At 72.7% G+C, this 14794-nt stretch carries 15 protein-coding genes; 9 read left to right on the forward strand and 6 right to left on the reverse strand.

The features are described from left to right. The first annotated feature begins 42 nt into the window (after positions 1–42). The 3 genes from AC1DZA_RS10475 to AC1DZA_RS10485 all read left to right on the forward strand — a co-directional run bounded on the left by AC1DZA_RS10475 (position 43) and on the right by AC1DZA_RS10485 (position 2233). Positions 43–711: an ABC transporter ATP-binding protein gene (locus AC1DZA_RS10475; protein WP_476762872.1), complete on the forward strand. Its 669-nt coding sequence runs from the start codon at positions 43–45 to the stop codon at positions 709–711. Between the two features lie 63 nt (positions 712–774). Continuing rightward, positions 775–1527, forward strand: coding sequence for an amidase domain-containing protein (locus AC1DZA_RS10480; RefSeq protein WP_476772699.1), 753 nt, complete (start codon positions 775–777; stop codon positions 1525–1527). A 55-nt stretch (positions 1528–1582) separates the two neighbouring features. Continuing rightward, positions 1583–2233, forward strand: coding sequence for an amidase domain-containing protein (locus tag AC1DZA_RS10485; RefSeq protein ID WP_476772700.1), 651 nt, complete (start codon positions 1583–1585; stop codon positions 2231–2233). On the opposite strand, the gene AC1DZA_RS10490 is transcribed toward AC1DZA_RS10485, so the two are convergent. Further along, positions 2212–2706 (reverse strand): DUF1294 domain-containing protein, encoded by a 495-nt coding sequence (locus AC1DZA_RS10490; RefSeq protein ID WP_476772701.1) that lies wholly within the window; start codon positions 2704–2706, stop codon positions 2212–2214. The genes AC1DZA_RS10485 and AC1DZA_RS10490 overlap by 22 nt on opposite strands. A gap of 165 nt (positions 2707–2871) precedes the next feature. On the opposite strand from AC1DZA_RS10490, the gene AC1DZA_RS10495 reads away from it, so the two are divergent. Both AC1DZA_RS10495 and AC1DZA_RS10500 read left to right on the forward strand, forming a co-directional pair. Further along, entirely contained in the window at positions 2872–3492 is a 621-nt protein-coding gene (locus AC1DZA_RS10495) for a YqaJ viral recombinase family protein (RefSeq protein WP_476772734.1), read from the forward strand. Further along, complete coding sequence (locus AC1DZA_RS10500) at positions 3489–4283, forward strand: alpha/beta fold hydrolase (RefSeq protein WP_476762126.1); 795 nt, start codon at positions 3489–3491, stop codon at positions 4281–4283. The genes AC1DZA_RS10495 and AC1DZA_RS10500 overlap by 4 nt, the downstream gene beginning before the upstream one ends. A gap of 21 nt (positions 4284–4304) precedes the next feature. Here the strand turns inward: AC1DZA_RS10500 and AC1DZA_RS10505 are convergent, their stop codons facing one another. Then, on the reverse strand, positions 4305–5012 hold the full coding sequence (locus tag AC1DZA_RS10505) for a Pr6Pr family membrane protein (RefSeq protein WP_476772702.1): 708 nt from the start codon (positions 5010–5012) through the stop codon (positions 4305–4307). A 92-nt stretch (positions 5013–5104) separates the two neighbouring features. Between AC1DZA_RS10505 and AC1DZA_RS10510 the strand changes: the two genes are divergently transcribed. Then, entirely contained in the window at positions 5105–6079 is a 975-nt protein-coding gene (locus tag AC1DZA_RS10510; protein ID WP_476772703.1) for an NADP-dependent oxidoreductase, read from the forward strand. A 6-nt stretch (positions 6080–6085) separates the two neighbouring features. On the opposite strand, the gene AC1DZA_RS10515 is transcribed toward AC1DZA_RS10510, so the two are convergent. Further along, on the reverse strand, positions 6086–7045 hold the full coding sequence (locus AC1DZA_RS10515) for an ArsR/SmtB family transcription factor (RefSeq protein WP_476762123.1): 960 nt from the start codon (positions 7043–7045) through the stop codon (positions 6086–6088). 56 nt (positions 7046–7101) lie between these two features. On the opposite strand from AC1DZA_RS10515, the gene AC1DZA_RS10520 reads away from it, so the two are divergent. Together AC1DZA_RS10520 and AC1DZA_RS10525 are read left to right on the forward strand one after the other, a co-directional pair. Continuing rightward, positions 7102–8544 (forward strand): MFS transporter, encoded by a 1443-nt coding sequence (locus tag AC1DZA_RS10520; protein ID WP_476772704.1) that lies wholly within the window; start codon positions 7102–7104, stop codon positions 8542–8544. A 52-nt stretch (positions 8545–8596) separates the two neighbouring features. Beyond that, positions 8597–9973 carry a cryptochrome/photolyase family protein gene (locus tag AC1DZA_RS10525; protein ID WP_476772705.1) on the forward strand — a complete coding sequence of 459 codons (1377 nt, stop codon included), beginning with the start codon at positions 8597–8599 and terminating at the stop codon, positions 9971–9973. Between the two features lie 33 nt (positions 9974–10006). Here AC1DZA_RS10525 and AC1DZA_RS10530 read toward each other — a convergent pair whose 3' ends face one another. Further along, positions 10007–10942, reverse strand: coding sequence for a bifunctional helix-turn-helix transcriptional regulator/GNAT family N-acetyltransferase (locus tag AC1DZA_RS10530; protein WP_476772706.1), 936 nt, complete (start codon positions 10940–10942; stop codon positions 10007–10009). Positions 10943–10996: 54 nt separating this feature from the next. Beyond that, a complete protein-coding gene (locus AC1DZA_RS10535) occupies positions 10997–11539 on the reverse strand; it encodes a GNAT family N-acetyltransferase (protein ID WP_476772707.1) in 543 nt (180 codons plus the stop codon). A gap of 51 nt (positions 11540–11590) precedes the next feature. On the opposite strand from AC1DZA_RS10535, the gene AC1DZA_RS10540 reads away from it, so the two are divergent. Beyond that, a complete protein-coding gene (locus AC1DZA_RS10540) occupies positions 11591–12970 on the forward strand; it encodes an ATP-binding protein (RefSeq protein ID WP_476772708.1) in 1380 nt (459 codons plus the stop codon). Between the two features lie 103 nt (positions 12971–13073). On the opposite strand, the gene aceB is transcribed toward AC1DZA_RS10540, so the two are convergent. Further along, positions 13074–14765, reverse strand: a complete 1692-nt coding sequence (gene aceB / locus AC1DZA_RS10545; RefSeq protein WP_476772709.1) for a malate synthase A — start codon at positions 14763–14765, stop codon at positions 13074–13076. Positions 14766–14794: the final 29 nt, after the last annotated feature.

The raw sequence follows: 14794 nt of genomic DNA on the forward strand, positions 1-14794 counted from the left end.
CCCGAGTCCCGTTGATCCACCAACGTCCAGGAAGGACCACCCATGTACACGCTCGAGCACGTCTCGAAGACCTATTCGCAGTCCAAGCGCCGCGTCACCGCCCTGCAGGACGTGACGCTCTCCATCCCGTCGGGCCAGCTCGTCGCGATCCAGGGCCCGACCGGCGGCGGCAAGTCCACCCTGCTGCAGATGCTCGGCGCACTGGACCGGCCGACGTCGGGGCGCCTCACCCTCGGCGACGCGGAGCTCTCGCACCTGCCCGACCGCAAGCTCGGCGGCATCCGCGCCAAGGAGATCGGGTTCGTCTTCCAGGGCTTCAACCTCATCCCGACCCTCACCGCGCAGGAGAACGTCGAGACGGCGCTCGCGCCGCTCGGCGTCCCGGCCGAGGAGCGGCGCAGGCGAGCGGTCGACGCGCTCGCCTCCGTCGGGCTCGCCGATCGCGCCGGCCACATGCCCGGCGAGCTCTCGGGCGGCCAGCAGCAACGGGTCGCGATCGCGCGCGCCCTCGTGAAGGAACCCGACGTGCTCCTCGCCGACGAGCCCACCGGCAACCTGGACGAGGAGACCCGCGACGAGATCATGGACCTGCTCGAGGGCCTCTGGCGCGACCGGGGGCTCACGCTCGTGATCGTGACGCATGATTCGGCCGTCGCCAAGCGCGCCGAGCGCCGCCTGCACATCAAGCTCGGCACGGTCACCGAGCGCTGAGGTCACGCCGGGATGGCCCCCGTCCGGGGGGTTCACAGGAACCACACCGTACCGTCGAGAACGATGCCCGACTTCGCGAAGCCGTCCCAATCCGCCCTGCGGAACCGCCGTCTCCTGCTCGCCACCGCCGCGGTCGTCGTGACCGGAGGCCTCCTCGCCGGAGGCGTCGCCGTCGCCACCGCCCTCACCTCGCAGCCCGACGCCGCCGACAACACGGCCTCCCGACCGCCCGGCGAGTCGGGGGCCGAGTCGGTGCCCTCCTCCGCCGAGGACCCGAACGCCGAGCAGCTCGGCGTCGACGACTCCGACGAGGCGCTCGCGGCCTACGGCCCGGCCGTGGCGGCGCAGCTCGCGTACGTGCGCGACCACTGGCAGTCGACGGAGGACGAGACGTTCGGCTTCCTCGATGAGAACGACTGCGCGAACTTCGCGAGCCAGTCGCTGCTCGCCCGCGGCCTCACCGAGGACGACGAGTGGTGGTACTCGGGCGACGGCGACGGGTATGCCAGCGCCCCGGCGTGGGTCAGCTCGACGGCGCTCACGGACTACCTCGAGGAGCATCCCGAGCTCGCCACCGAGCTCAGCGACGACCAGCGCGACCAGGTGAAGCCGGGCGACATCGTGCAGTTCGACTGGGACGGTTCGGGCGACCGCGATCACACCGGCATCGTCACGGCGGTCATCCCCCGCAGCGACGGCACGATCGCCATCGCCTACGCCGGGCACACGGATGCCACGTGGGACCGCTCGGTCGACTACGCGATCACCGTGCTGCACCCCGGCGGCTCCGCGACGTACTGGAGCATCGCGGAGTAGCGACGCCCGGCGCGGCCGACCGGATGAGCAGCGACGCCTGCCTACGCTCGAAGGGATGCCGACTCCCGAACAGACCCGCGTGTTCCGCCGACGCCGTGCCGTCGTGGCGGCCGTCGCCGTGGCGGTGCTCGTCACGGGCGGCGCCACGATCGCGTGGGCCGTCGGGCCGCAGGACTCCGCGGCATCCGGCGTGCCCGCCCTCGACACGTCGGGCCTCAGCCCGTCGGTCGCAGCCCAGCTCGAGTACGCCTACGCGCACTGGGACGACCCCGACGCCGAGCGCTTCGGCGTGATCGACGAGAACGACTGCGTGAACTTCACCAGCCAGACCCTCCTCGCCCGCGGCTGGGCCACCGATGACGAGTGGTGGTACGACGAGGGCGGCGACGCGTATGCCTCATCGGGCGCCTGGATCAGCTCCACCATGCTCAGGGACTATCTCCTGCGGCATCCCGAGCGGGCGACGCCGCTCACCGACGACCAGCGCGACCAGGTGAAGGTCGGCGACATCGTGCAGTTCGACTGGGACGACTCGGGCGATCGCGACCACACCGGTGTCATCACGGCGGTCGTGACCGAGGACGACGGCTCGATCGACCTCGAGTACGCGGGGCACACGGATGCCACGTGGAACCGCTCCGTCGAATGGTCGATCACCGAGCAGCATCCGCACGGCGTCGCGTACTACTGGAGCATCCCCGAGTAGCCGGCACCCAGCAGCGCGGGTCCGCCGGCGAGCCAGGCGATGAGCAGCCCCAGTGCGACGACGTTGCACACCACCGTCGCCCAGAACGCCCGCCGGAACGTGCGCTTGCGCGTCTTGTGCCGGAACACCTGCTGCGCGACGAGCGCGCCGGGCCAGCCACCGACGAGCCCGAGCGCGAGCAGCGTGCGCTCGGACACCCTCGGGGCCGACCGGCGCGCGGCGGACTTGTCGGCGCCGTACACCGCGAACGCCACGACGCTCACCCCCGCGTACCAGGCGGCGAGCCACCACGACAGCGCGGATGCGGCGACCGCCAGCGCGAGCCCGCTCGCGAACACGACGAGCACCGTCCAGCTCAGCGACGCGGGCAGCGGACGGGAGCGGTCGCGGTCGGGGCGAGCGGGCGCGGGGCCGGCGGCACGAACGCGCGCGGCGCCGGGCCTCGCGGCGGGTGGCCTGCGGGCTGAGGGCATGGTCCCGATGCTATGGCCGCGCACCGTCACCCACCGCGCCGCGACGCGCCGCGCCACCGGCCGAGCGGGGTCGGTGCGCGGTACGCTCGGGAGGTGCCCGACACCCCGTTCGCCCTCTTCGACCTCGAGGGCACGGCGACGGCGGTCCGCCTCCCCCCGCCGCCCGTGCGGCATGCGCACGAGCAGCGCATCGTCGCCGACGCGAGCGACCGGGTCGCGTGGCTCCGGGCCCGCTCCCAGGGCGTGACGGCGACGGATGCCGCGAAGCTCTCGTCGCGCGCGGCGGTGCGCTCCGCCGCGTGGGAGAAGCTCCACGGCAGCCGGGGCCGCTTCGGCGGCAGCCGCTTCACCGACCACGGACGCGAACGCGAGCCCGTGATCGCCGAGTGGGTGCGCAGCACGCACGGCATCGAGCCGTCGTCGCTGCTGTTCCACGCGGCATCCGACCGCCGTCATCTCGCCACGCCCGACGGGCTGCGGGTCACCGCCGACGGCACCCCCGAGCTGTGCGAGATCAAGACGACCTCGCGGCCGTGGCGGGGCGTGCCGCGCGGCTACCTGCGCCAGGTGTGGTGGCAGCAGTACGTGCTCGGCGCCGAGCGCACCCTCGTCGTGTGGGAGCAGCACGACGACTTCGTTCCCGTCGCCGACGAGCCGCGGTGCTGCTGGGTCGATCGCGACGACGACCAGATCGCGATCCTCGTGCGCCTCGCCGAAGAGCTGCTCCTCGCCCTGCGGCCCGACGACCCGGCGCGTTCCGTCTATCGTCCGGGTGCGTTGGCGTGACGACCGTCCTCCTGCACGGGCTCGGGTCCGACCGCCGGCAGCCGCTCGGCATCTTCGAACCCGTCGTGCAGGCGGTCTCCGGGCCCGACGAGCTGATCGTCGCTCCCGACGTGCGGGCCCACGGCGGGTTCCTCGCGGTCGGGGAACCCGGCGACTTCCATCTCGACCGGCTCGCCGCCGAGGTCTGCGAGCAGGTGCCGGCGTCGCTCGTCGAGGCCCACGCCGGGCATGGCGACCCCGATGACGCCGTCACGCTCATCGGCATCTCGATGGGTGCGGCGCTCGCCCTGCGCATCGCGCTGCTCGGCCTGCTGCCCGTGCGCCGTGCGGTGTTCGTGCGGCCCGCCTTCGACGACCGCTCACTGCCCGACAACCTGCGGCCCTTCCCCGTGATCGGGCAGATCCTCGCCGATGCGGGTCCGGCCGGCGCCGACGAGTTCCAGGAGCGGGCGATCTACCGGGAGATCGCCTCGGCCACCCCCGCCGGCGGCCGGGCGCTGCTCGCCCAGTTCCAGGCACCGGATGCCGCACGCCGGGCCATGCGCCTCGTCGAGATCCCGCGCAACCGGGCGTTCGCCGACGACGCCGAGCTCGAGGAGCTGACGGCACGCGGCATCCGTTCGCTCGTGGTCGGCGCCCCCCGAGACCCGGTGCATCCCTTCGGCATCGCCGAGCGCTGGGCCGGCGGCCTGCACACCATGCTCGAGCTCGTGCCCGCCCGCGACGACGGCCAGGCCCAGCAGACGAGCGTGCTCCGCGAGCGCGTGGCCCGCTGGCTGCAGCGCGACTGAGCCTGCCGGCCTGGGCCCGGCTCAGGCGGAGGTGACGCCTTCGCGTTCGCCGTGACGCCCCGACGGTGCGGCGGCCGTGGGCTCGTCCGTGGGCTCGTCGGGTTCATGCGGCCATGGCGTGCGGCTCAGGGCGATGATGCCCGCGCCGACCAGCAGGATGAACGCCGCGATGGCGATGACGTACACGGCCACGCCGCCGTAGCCCGCCTGCTGCGCCGGGTCCAGGAACGGATAGGGGTACCAGCCGACGATCGCGCCCCGGATCATCGAGTAGACCGCCCAGGCGATGGGGAAGATCGCGATGGTCCAGAGCCGCCGCCACTCGACGCGGCGGCGTCCGGGCGCGAGCACCCAGTCGGCGATGAGGTAGAGCGGCGCCCACACGTGCAGGATCTCGTTCGACCACGGCACCGTCGTGGCCTGGTCGAGCGAGATCTCGCGGAGGAGCAGGTTGTAGACGACGAACGTCGTGGCCATGTAGGTCACGACGCACGCGCGCACCAGGTTGTAGGCCGCCGGGTCGACGCGCCGGGCGAAGGCGTACCAGGCGCCCACGAGCAGCACGATCGCCGAGAGGGCGTTCGAGAGGATCGTGAAGAAGCTGAAGAAGTTCACGACGAAGGCGAGCCGATCGCTCACCATCGACCAGCTCTGCGCGAACTGGCCCACGATCGCCACGATGATCCCCGCGGCCGCCAACAGCCGCAGCACCCCGAACAGTCGCCTCACGGAATTCCCCGTCCCCGCCGCATCCGTCGGCCCCGCGGCGCACAGTGTGCAGCATAGTGGTGCGTGGGGATGCCGACGGGGAGGAAGTGGCGATGGCGGAGACGATGCAGGCGCTCGTGATCGATCGCACCGGGGAGGCCGACGAGCTGCACCTCGCGGAGGTGCCGCGGCCCACCCGCGTGAGCGACGAGGTCGTCGTGCGCGTGGTGGCGGCCGGCGTGAACCCCATCGACGCGAAGACCCGGGCGGGCCGCGGAGTCGCCGCGGCGATCGGTTCGTATCCCGCCGTGCTCGGCAACGACTTCGCCGGGGTGGTCGAAGCGGTGCCGTACGCGGCGCACCCGCTGCAGCCCGGCGACCGCGTCTACGGCATGGGCCGCGTGCCGCGGCTCGGGGGCAGCTACGCCGAGTACATCGCCGTGTCGTCGCTGAGCGTCGCTCCGATGCCAGCATCGCTGGGCTTCGCCGAGGCGGCCGCGGTGCCGCTCGCCGCCCTCACGGCCTGGGGCGCGGTGATCGACACGGCGCGCGCACATGAGGGGCAGCGGATGCTGGTGCACGCGGCATCCGGCGGCGTCGGGCACTTCGCCGTGCAGCTCGCGGCCTACTTCGGCGCGGAGGTCACGGCGACCTGCTCGGCCCGCAATGTGGACTTCGTGCGGTCGCTCGGCGCCCGCCACGTCATCGACTACACCTCGGAACGGTTCGAGCAGGTCGCCTCCGAGCAGGACGTCGTCATCGACCTCATCGGCAACGTCGCCGATGACACCGGCACGCGGTCGCTCGACGTGCTGCGCCCCCACGGGCTCGTCGTGAACGTGCCCACCGGGTCGTGGCCGACCATGGCCGACGAGGCGGCCGGCCGCGGCATCCGTGCCACCGGCTACTCGGTGTCGCCCGACGCGCGCACGCTGGCGGTGATCACGCGGCTCATCGACGACGGCTCCGTGCGCGTGCACGTCGACCGCGAGCTGCCGCTCGCCGAGGGCGCCGAGGCGCACCGGCTGCTCGAGGGCGGGCACGTGCGTGGCAAGGTCGTGCTGCGGGTGGCGGCGGATCCGGACTGACCCCGCTCACCCCGCGCGCGACTCGAGCAGGGCACTGCCGAGTTCGCTTCGCAGGTAGAGCACGCTGCGGCCGTACCGGGTGCTCACGAGCAGGCCCGCATCGCGCAGCACGCGCAGGTGCTGGTTCACGGCCGACGCGGTGACGCCGAGGCGCACGCCGAGCTCGGTCGACGAGGCGGGATCGCCGAGCGCCGCGAGGAGGCTCGCCCGGGTCTGGCCCAGGACCGCGACGACGGCGGCCGGGTTGGCGACGTGCTCCGTCTCCCACAGCGCGCCCTGGCCGCGGGCGGAGTACATGATCATCGGCGGCCCATCGCCCACCGGCGCGGATGCCCGACGGGTGAACATGGTGGGCACGAGCGTCAGGCCGTTGCCGTCGATGGCGATCGTGCGGTCGGCGGGGTCGTGCAGCCGCACGGCGACGACGCCCCGGTCGTACTCGATGCGCTCCGAGAGCCCGTTCAGCATGGTCGCCACGCCGGCCTGCGCGATCTGGCGGCCGCGGTACACGACGTCCGCCTCGAGCACGGCGCGCATGCGCGGCCAGTACGGTTCGAAGCACGTCTCCCAGAGCTGCCGCAGCGCCCGGGCGATGCGCCGAAGCGACGCACTGGTGGATCCCGCGAACACGTCGGGGATGTGCCCGTGCACGGCGATGAGGTCGCGCCGGAAGACCTCTGGCGGTGTCTCGAGGAGGCCGGCGAACTCGTCCTCGATGCGGGTGAGCGGCGAGCTCGGACGCGGGTTCAGGAAGTCCGGCGTCCACATCCGCTCATCGATGAGCCCCGAGAGCGTGTGGAGGTCGAGGCGGGCCCGCGCCTCCTCGGTGCGGCGCAACCAGCCGAGCTGCAGCGGGAAGCGCGCGGGCTCCTTGATCGCCCGAAGCGAGAGCCCCAGCTCGCAGAGCGGCGAGATGCCGAAGCGCACGCTGCCGACGTCGTCCTCGGTCAGCAGGTACCTCAACATGTAGCCCAACGCTACATCGATTTCGACCGCCCCCGCAGCTCTGGCAGAACTGAGACGTGAGCGCGACCCCCACCCCCGACACCGGCACCCTCCCCGTCATCCAGCCCGACCTCGACGACGCATCCGCCGCCTCGGACGAGGCGAACGCCTCCGACGTCGCAGCCGCGACGGAATCCACGCACGCCGATCGACCGAACCTCTTCCGTCGCATCATCGGCTCGCTCGCCGACCCCGTGCTGCGCATCCTCGTCATCGCCACCCTCATCAGCCGGGTCGGCCGCGGCATCTTCCTCACGGTGACGGTGCTCTACTTCACGCTCATCGTCGGCCTCGCGCCGCACGAGGTGGCGATCGTCCTCGGCGCCGCGAGCGCCGCGGGCGTCCTGTCGTCGCTGGCGGGCGGCTGGCTCGCCGACCGCACGAGCGCGAAGCGCCTGCTCATCGTGCTCTCCATCGTCGACGGCATCGGCCTCGTCTGCTACGTGTTCGCCCACGACTTCGTCACGGCCCTGGTGATCGCCGTGCTCGTCGGCGCCGTCGAGCAGGCCGCCAACTCCACCCGCATGGCGATCATCGCCCGCGCCTTCGACGGCGAGAACCGGGTGCACGCCCGCGCGGTGCTGCGCACGGTGACGAACGTCGCCATCGCGGTCGGGTCGGGCATCGGCGCCGTCGCGCTGCTCGCCGGGACGGCCGACGCCTACCGCTGGATCATCGTCGGCGCGGGCGTCATGTACCTCGCGGGCGTCACCCAGCTCGTGCGGCTCCCCGCCTACGTCGACGCACCGAAGCGGGTCGCGACGGATGCCGCGGTGATCACCACGGCGACCGGGTCGACGGATGTCGCGGCATCCGCTCGCGCCGAACGCCTCGCCCGCCGCGCGCACTCGCCCTGGCGCGACCCGCGCTACCTCGGGCTCAGCGCGCTCAGCGCGGTCTTCGGCATGCAGTTCGGCGTCGGCGAGGTCGGCGTACCCCTGTGGATCGCGAACGACACGGCCGCCCCCGAGGTGCTCGTCGCGGTGGTGCTCATCCTCAACACGGCCATCGTGGTGCTGTTCCAGGTGCCGCTGTCGCGCGGCACCCACGACCTGCGACGGGCGGGCCGGGTGTCGGCGCTGGCGGCGTGGCTCATGGCCGCCGCCTGCCTGGTCTACGCCGCCGCCGCCGGGCTGCCCGCCGGCTTCGCCGCCGCGGTGATCGTCACGGCCGCCGTCACCCACGCCTTCGCCGAGGTGCTCTCCCAGGCCGGCGGCTGGGGCCTCAGCTTCGAGCTCGCCGATCCCGTGCAGGCGGGCACCTACCAGGGCGTGTTCTCGATGGGGTACTCGCTCGGCGCGATGGTCTCGCCCCTCTTCGTCACGTCGACCGCGCTGACCTTCGGATTCGGCGGCTGGGCGATCCTCGCCGTGGTGTTCCTCGCCTCCGGCCTCGGCACGTGGGCGATCGCCCGGGCCGCGGCGAGGACGGCCGCGGCGGCGCGGGCGGCGGCGGCGTAGCCGGGACCACCCGCACAGGCAGCATGACAGGGGTGTCGGCTATCGTCGCGGCATGAGCGTCGGGCCCTCGATCGTCTGGTTCCGCGACGACCTGCGGGTCGCCGACCACCCGGCGCTCGTGGCCGCGGTCGAACGCGGGGCGCCGGTCGTGTGCGTGTACGTGCTCGACGAGGAGTCGCCCAGCATCCGCCCACTCGGGGGCGCGGCGAAGTGGTGGCTGCACGGGTCACTCGAAGGCCTCGGCCAGGGCCTCGAGGCGCTGGGCGCGCGGCTCGTGCTGCGGCGGGGCCCGGCCGGCGCCGTCATCCGCTCCCTCGTGGTGGAGACCGGCGCCGGCGCGATGTTCTGGAACCGTCGCTACGGCGGCCCCGAGCGCGAGGTCGACGCGGCCCTGAAGCGCGAGCTGCGCGACGAGGGCCTCGAGGTGCAGAGCTTCGCCGCCAACCTGCTGTTCGAGCCGTGGACGATCCGCACCGGGCAGGGCACCCCGTTCTCGGTGTTCACCCCGTTCTGGCGGGCGTGCACGCAGGCGCCCGAGCCGCGGCATCCGCTGCCCGTCCCCGCGGCGATCGACGGCGGTGGCACCGCCGCCACGGATGCCGCGAGCGACGCCCTCGACGACTGGGAGCTGCTGCCCACCCACCCCGACTGGGCGGGCGGCATCCGCGCGGCGTGGACGCCGGGCACCGCCGCGGCGCACGAACGGCTCGACGAGTTCGCCGACGACGGCCTCGGCGGCTACGCCGACGGACGCGACCGCCCCGCGCTCGACGTGACGTCGCGCCTCTCGCCTCGGCTGCGCTGGGGAGAGCTGAGTCCGTTCGAGGTCTGGCACGCACTGCGCGAGCGCCGGGTCCGGGGCGAGGGCGTGAACCGGTTCCGCACGGAGCTCGGCTGGAGGGAGTTCGCCTGGCACGTGCTGTACCACTCCCCCGAGCTCGCCACCCGCAACTGGCGCGCGGAGTTCGACGCGTTCCCGTGGCCACGACTGCATCCGGCCGCGCTGCGGGCCTGGGAGGCGGGCCGCACCGGGGTGCCGCTCGTCGACGCCGGCATGCGCGAGCTCTGGGCGACCGGCAGCATGCACAACCGCGTGCGCATGGTGGTCGCGTCGTTCCTCACGAAGAACCTGCTCATCGACTGGCGCCGCGGCGAGCAGTGGTTCTGGGACACGCTCGTCGATGCCGATGCGGCGGCCAACCCGTTCAACTGGCAGTGGGTGGCCGGGTCGGGCGCCGATGCCGCGCCGTACTTCCGCGTGTTCAATCCCGAACTGCAGGCGACGAAGTTCGACCCCGACGGCGCCTACGTGCGGCGCTGGGTGCCCGAGGCCGGCACCGACGGCTACCCCGAGCCGATCGTCGACCTGAAGGCGACCCGCGCGGCGGCGCTGGACGCCTACGAGCGGGTGAAGGCGGCGCGCGGCTGAGCAGGCGGCGCGGGGCGACGCGGCGCGACGCCGCTAGAGGCGCTTCTCGAACCAGTGGTCGGCGTACACCTCCTCGTTGAACGGCTCGACCTCGACGTAGCCCGACGCCCGGTACATCGCGACGGCCTCCGTGAGGCTCGCGTTCGTCTCGAGGGTGACGGACGCCGCGCCGTGATCGCGCGCGGCCTGCTCGAGCGCCGCGAGGATGCGCCGCCCGACGCCCATGCCGCGCACGGCGTCGTCGACCCACATGCGCTTGACGTAGGCCGGCTCGTCGTCGTGGAACAGCACCGCGCCGCATCCGATCGCCCGTCCGTGCAACCGGGCGAGCACGAACAGGCCCGTCGGCTCGGCGAACTCGTGCGTGTCGGGGTGCAGGCTCCGGCCGGGGTCGAAGCCGCCCGGGAACCGCCGCGCGAGCTCGTCGTAGTAGGCGGCGAGGCAGCGCCGGGCGTCGTCTGACGCGGCATCCGCCGGCTCGACCTGCACGAGCCCCGCCTCGAGCAGCCGCATGACCGTGCCCATCGCCTCGACGAGCCGGGCCCGCTGGCCGTCGCTCAGCGGTTCGAGCACGGATGCCGCGAGCGCATCGCTGCGGCGGTCGAGCTCGGCGCGCTCGACCCGCCCCGCCGGGGTCGCCTGCACGGTGCGCACGCGCGAGTCGGCGGATGACGCGGCCTCGACGGTCACGAGCCCCTCGCGCTCGAGCGAACGGAGCAGGCGGCTGAGGTAGCCCGAGTCGAGCTCGAGTCGCTCGCGGATGGTGCGGACCTCGACGCCGTCGCCCGCCACCTCCCAGAGCACGCGGGAGCTGCCGAGCGATCGATCGCTGCCGAGGTAGTGGTCCTCGAGTGCGCCGATGCGACTCGTGACGATGCGGTTGAAGGCGCGGACGGTGTCGATCGCGCCGCGGTCGGCGGCAAGGTCGGCGGCACGGTCGGCGGCGAACGCGCGGGGCGGGCTGGACATATTGCTGACCTTAGTCAGGCAATGGGGCGGCGGCAAGGCAACCGGCGCGATCGCTCAGGGCAGCGCGCGTGCCAGCACCCAGTCCTGCTCGAGGCGGTCACCGAGACGGAACCGCTTGCGGCCGGCCTTCGCGAACCCGTGCTTCTCGTAGAACCGGATCGCCCGGGCGTTCTCCTCGTTCACGCCGAGCCACGCGGCGATCGCGCCCGTCGCGGTGGCCGCATCGAGCGTCGCCGCCATGAGCGGTCCCGCGACGACGCCCGACCCGTGCGCGAGCGCGCGCGTGTAGAACTTGCTGAGCTCGATCGCCGGTCGTGCCGTGACGGCGGCCGCGGCATCCGTATCGGCCGGATCGCCCGCGATGAGCATCGAGTACCCGACCAGGTGGCCGTCGTCCTCCTCGGCCAGCAGCAGCGTGCGGCCCGCGTCGGCGAGGTACTCCTCCATGCGCTCCACGGTGAAGTTGGCGGCGATGAACGCGGCGATGGCCTCGGCGGTGGTGGACGGCGGGCAGGCGAGGGGGAACGTGTCCGCGGCGAGCTCGGCGAGCGCCGCGGCATCCGCTGCGCCCGCCGTTCGGATCGTGAGGTCTGGCACGAACACCGATTCTTCCAGAGCACGGATGCCGCGGGGTGGCATGATCGGCCCATGGATGCCGTGACCTCGCCCATCGCCCGCTCCGACGACGGGCGGTCCTTCCTCGTCGCCGACGCCGCCGGATCGAACCTCGTCGCCGGGTCGCTCGTGATCGTCACCGCCGACGGCGAGCGCCAGCTCGCGCTCGTCGAGGAACGCTCCGAGACCGTGCCGGCGCGCCTGCGCGGGCGCCTCATCGGCATCCTCGGCGACGGCGCGCTCGACACCGCCCGCAGCCGCGCGTTCGAGTCGGGCGTGGTCGAGGAGGTCGACGCCGCGACGATCGACGTGCTGCACGCCACCACTGGGGCGCTCCTCGAGGTGGGCCGCAATCTCACCGAGCCCGGCGGCCCCGCGAAGCTCCTGCCGCGCCGCTTCAACCGTCACACCTTCTGGTGCGGCCAGAGTGGATCGGGCAAGACCTACGCGCTCGGCGTGGTGCTCGAGCAGCTCATCGCGCACACCGCCCTGCCGGTGGTGATCTTCGATCCCAACTCCGACTTCGTGCGGCTCGGCGAGCTCAATCCCGGGGCGACCGGCCCGACCGCTGAAGCGCTCGCAAGCCGCGACATCCGGGTGCTGCGCGCCCGCGGTGAGGGCGAGCACCGCCTTCGCGCGCGGTTCCTCGACATGAACCGGCCGTCCAAGGCGGCCGTGCTGCGACTCGACCCCGTGGCCGACCGCGACGAGTACAACTCGCTCATCCACATGCAGGAACTCCTCCGGGCAGGCGAGCTCGACCAGCTGATCCCCATGCTCGAGGCCGCACAGGAGGGCGGCGACCAGCATCCGCTCGCCGAGCGCATCGAGAACCTGGGCGTGCTCGACTGGGAGGTGTGGGCGGGAGCCGACACCGCGGTCACCGACGTCGTCGCCGAGCGGCCCGACGCCACGGTGCTCGACCTCGGCGGGTTCTCGACGCCCGAGCAGCAGCTCGTCGTCGCCCTCTCGCTGCTCGACGACCTCTGGGAGCGGCGCGAGGAACGACGGCCCGTGCTGCTCGTCATCGACGAGGCGCACAACCTCTGCTCGCCCCAGCTCGACTCGCCGCTCGCCGTCGCCGTGCGCGACCGTATCGTGCAGATCGCCGCAGAGGGCCGGAAGTTCGGCCTGTGGCTACTGCTGTCGACGCAGCGCCCCTCGAAGGTGCACCCCGGGATCATCTCGCAGTGCGACAACCTGGCCCTCATGAAGATGACCTCGCCCGTCGACCTCGAGGAGCTCGGCACCTACTTCGGCTACGCGCCCGTGGCGCTGCTCGCGAGGTCGCCGTGGTTCCGCCAGGGCGAGGCGCTCTTCGCCGGGGGCTTCGTGCCGACCCCGTCACTCGTGAAGGTGAACGCGCGGCTCACACCCGAGGGCGGCAGCGACGTGGGCGTGCCGCTGCGCTGAACGAGCGCGTCGTGCTGCCCGCTGCGCGGGCGGATGCCGCGACGAAGCGGATGCCGCGGGGTCCCGCCCGCGGCATCCGCTCGCCCTGTTCAGCCCGGCAGGCTCAGAGGAACCGTGCGTACGCCCCCACCGTGAGGAACGTCGGGAACTCGGGCTCGAGCGCCACGGTGCGGAACACCGAGATCGCGTCGTCGAACCGGTCGCCCTCGAACCGAGGCAGCTCGGCGACGGCCGCGGCCATGATGCGCACGATCGAGGTCTGGTCGATGCGCGTGCCCTCGGCGGTGACGGTGTTGTCGTGCAGCCACTGCCACACCTGCGAGCGCGAGATCTCGGCCGTGGCGGCATCCTCCATGAGGTTGTCGATCGCCGCCGCGCCCGTGCCGCCCAGCCAAGACTCGATGTAGCGGATCGCGATCGAGATGTTGTCGTGCACGCCCGCCTCGGTGACCTCGCCGCCGATCGACGGGATGTCGAGCAACTGCGCCGCGGTCACCTCGACGTCGTCACGCAGGCGGTCGACCTGGTTGGGCCGGTCGCCGAGCACGGCGTCGAACTCCGCACGCGCCGTCGGGATGAGGTCGGGGTGCGCGACCCAGGTGCCGTCGAAGCCGTCGGATGCCTCGCGGCGCTTGTCGGCGGACACCGCCGCGAGCGCGCGTTCGGTGACCTCGGCGTCGCGACGGTTCGGGATGAACGCGCTCATGCCGCCGATCGCGTGCGCGCCTCGCTTGTGGCAGGTCGCGACGAGCAGCTCGGTGTAGGCGCGCATGAACGGCACCGTCATGGTGATCGACCGTCGGTCGGGCATCACCCAGCGGCGACCACGGGAGCGGAACGTCTTCACGATCGAGAAGATGTAGTCCCAGCGGCCGGCGTTCAGGCCCGCGCAGTGGTCGCGCAGCTCGTAGAGGATCTCATCCATCTGGAACGCGGCCTGGATCGTCTCGATGAGCACGGTCGCCCGGATCGTGCCCTGCGGGATGCCGAGTGCGTCCTGCGCGTACACGAAGATGTCGTTCCACAGCTTCGCCTCGCGATGCGACTCGAGCTTCGGCAGGTAGAAGTACGGGCCGCGTCCGCCGTCGATGAGGCGCTGCGCGTTGTGGAAGAAGTACAGCCCGAAGTCGACGAGCGAGCCCGAGGCGTGCATCGCCCGGCCGGCCCGGTCGTGGAAGCGCAGGTGCTTCTCCACGAGGTGCCAGCCGCGCGGGCGCATCACGACGGTGGGCGTCTCGGTCGCCGTGACGCGGTAGTCGCGCCCCTCGGGGCTCGTGTACTCGAGGGTGCCGCGCGCGAAGTCGAACAGGGTCAGCTGCCCCTCGATGACGTTCGCCCAGGTGGGGCTCGTGGCATCCTCCTGGTCGGCGAGCCAGACCTTCGCGCCCGAGTTCAGGGCGTTGATCGCCATCTTGCGGTCGGTCGGGCCGGTGATCTCGACGCGACGGTCCTCCAGGCCGGGGCCGGCGCCCGCGACGCGCCACGACGGGTCGTCGCGGATCCACCTCGTCTCGGGCAGGAACCTCGGGTCGCGGCCGTTCGCCGCGTCGACGCGGGTCTGCAGCCGCACGGCAAGGAGGTCGTGCCGGGTGTGCGCGAACCGGTCGTGCAGCTCGGCGAGGAACTGCAGCGCCTCGGGCGTGAGGATCTCGTCGTACCGCTCGCCGAGCGGGGCCGTCACCTCGATGCGCGGCTCATGGGTGCGGAAGCTCGCGGTGGCGGGAGCGGGTTCGGTGGGTTCGGTGCGGTGTGCGGATGCCGCGGCATCCGTTCGCTCGATGGTCAGGGTGTTCATGATGTCGTCTCCTCGGGGAGTCGGTGGGT

Source organism: Agromyces sp. P2_B3 (genome assembly GCF_056404815.1).

Coding starts and splice junctions, on each gene's coding strand:
- AC1DZA_RS10475 (WP_476762872.1), top strand. CDS start 43: ATGTACACGCTCGAGCACGTCTCGAAGACCTATTCGCAGTCCAAGCGC.
- AC1DZA_RS10480 (WP_476772699.1), top strand. CDS start 775: ATGCCCGACTTCGCGAAGCCGTCCCAATCCGCCCTGCGGAACCGCCGT.
- AC1DZA_RS10485 (WP_476772700.1), top strand. CDS start 1,583: ATGCCGACTCCCGAACAGACCCGCGTGTTCCGCCGACGCCGTGCCGTC.
- AC1DZA_RS10490 (WP_476772701.1), bottom strand. CDS start 2,706: ATGCCCTCAGCCCGCAGGCCACCCGCCGCGAGGCCCGGCGCCGCGCGC.
- AC1DZA_RS10510 (WP_476772703.1), top strand. CDS start 5,105: ATGGCGGAGACGATGCAGGCGCTCGTGATCGATCGCACCGGGGAGGCC.
- AC1DZA_RS10515 (WP_476762123.1), bottom strand. CDS start 7,045: ATGTTGAGGTACCTGCTGACCGAGGACGACGTCGGCAGCGTGCGCTTC.
- AC1DZA_RS10525 (WP_476772705.1), top strand. CDS start 8,597: ATGAGCGTCGGGCCCTCGATCGTCTGGTTCCGCGACGACCTGCGGGTC.
- AC1DZA_RS10530 (WP_476772706.1), bottom strand. CDS start 10,942: ATGTCCAGCCCGCCCCGCGCGTTCGCCGCCGACCGTGCCGCCGACCTT.
- AC1DZA_RS10540 (WP_476772708.1), top strand. CDS start 11,591: ATGGATGCCGTGACCTCGCCCATCGCCCGCTCCGACGACGGGCGGTCC.
- aceB (WP_476772709.1), bottom strand. CDS start 14,765: ATGAACACCCTGACCATCGAGCGAACGGATGCCGCGGCATCCGCACAC.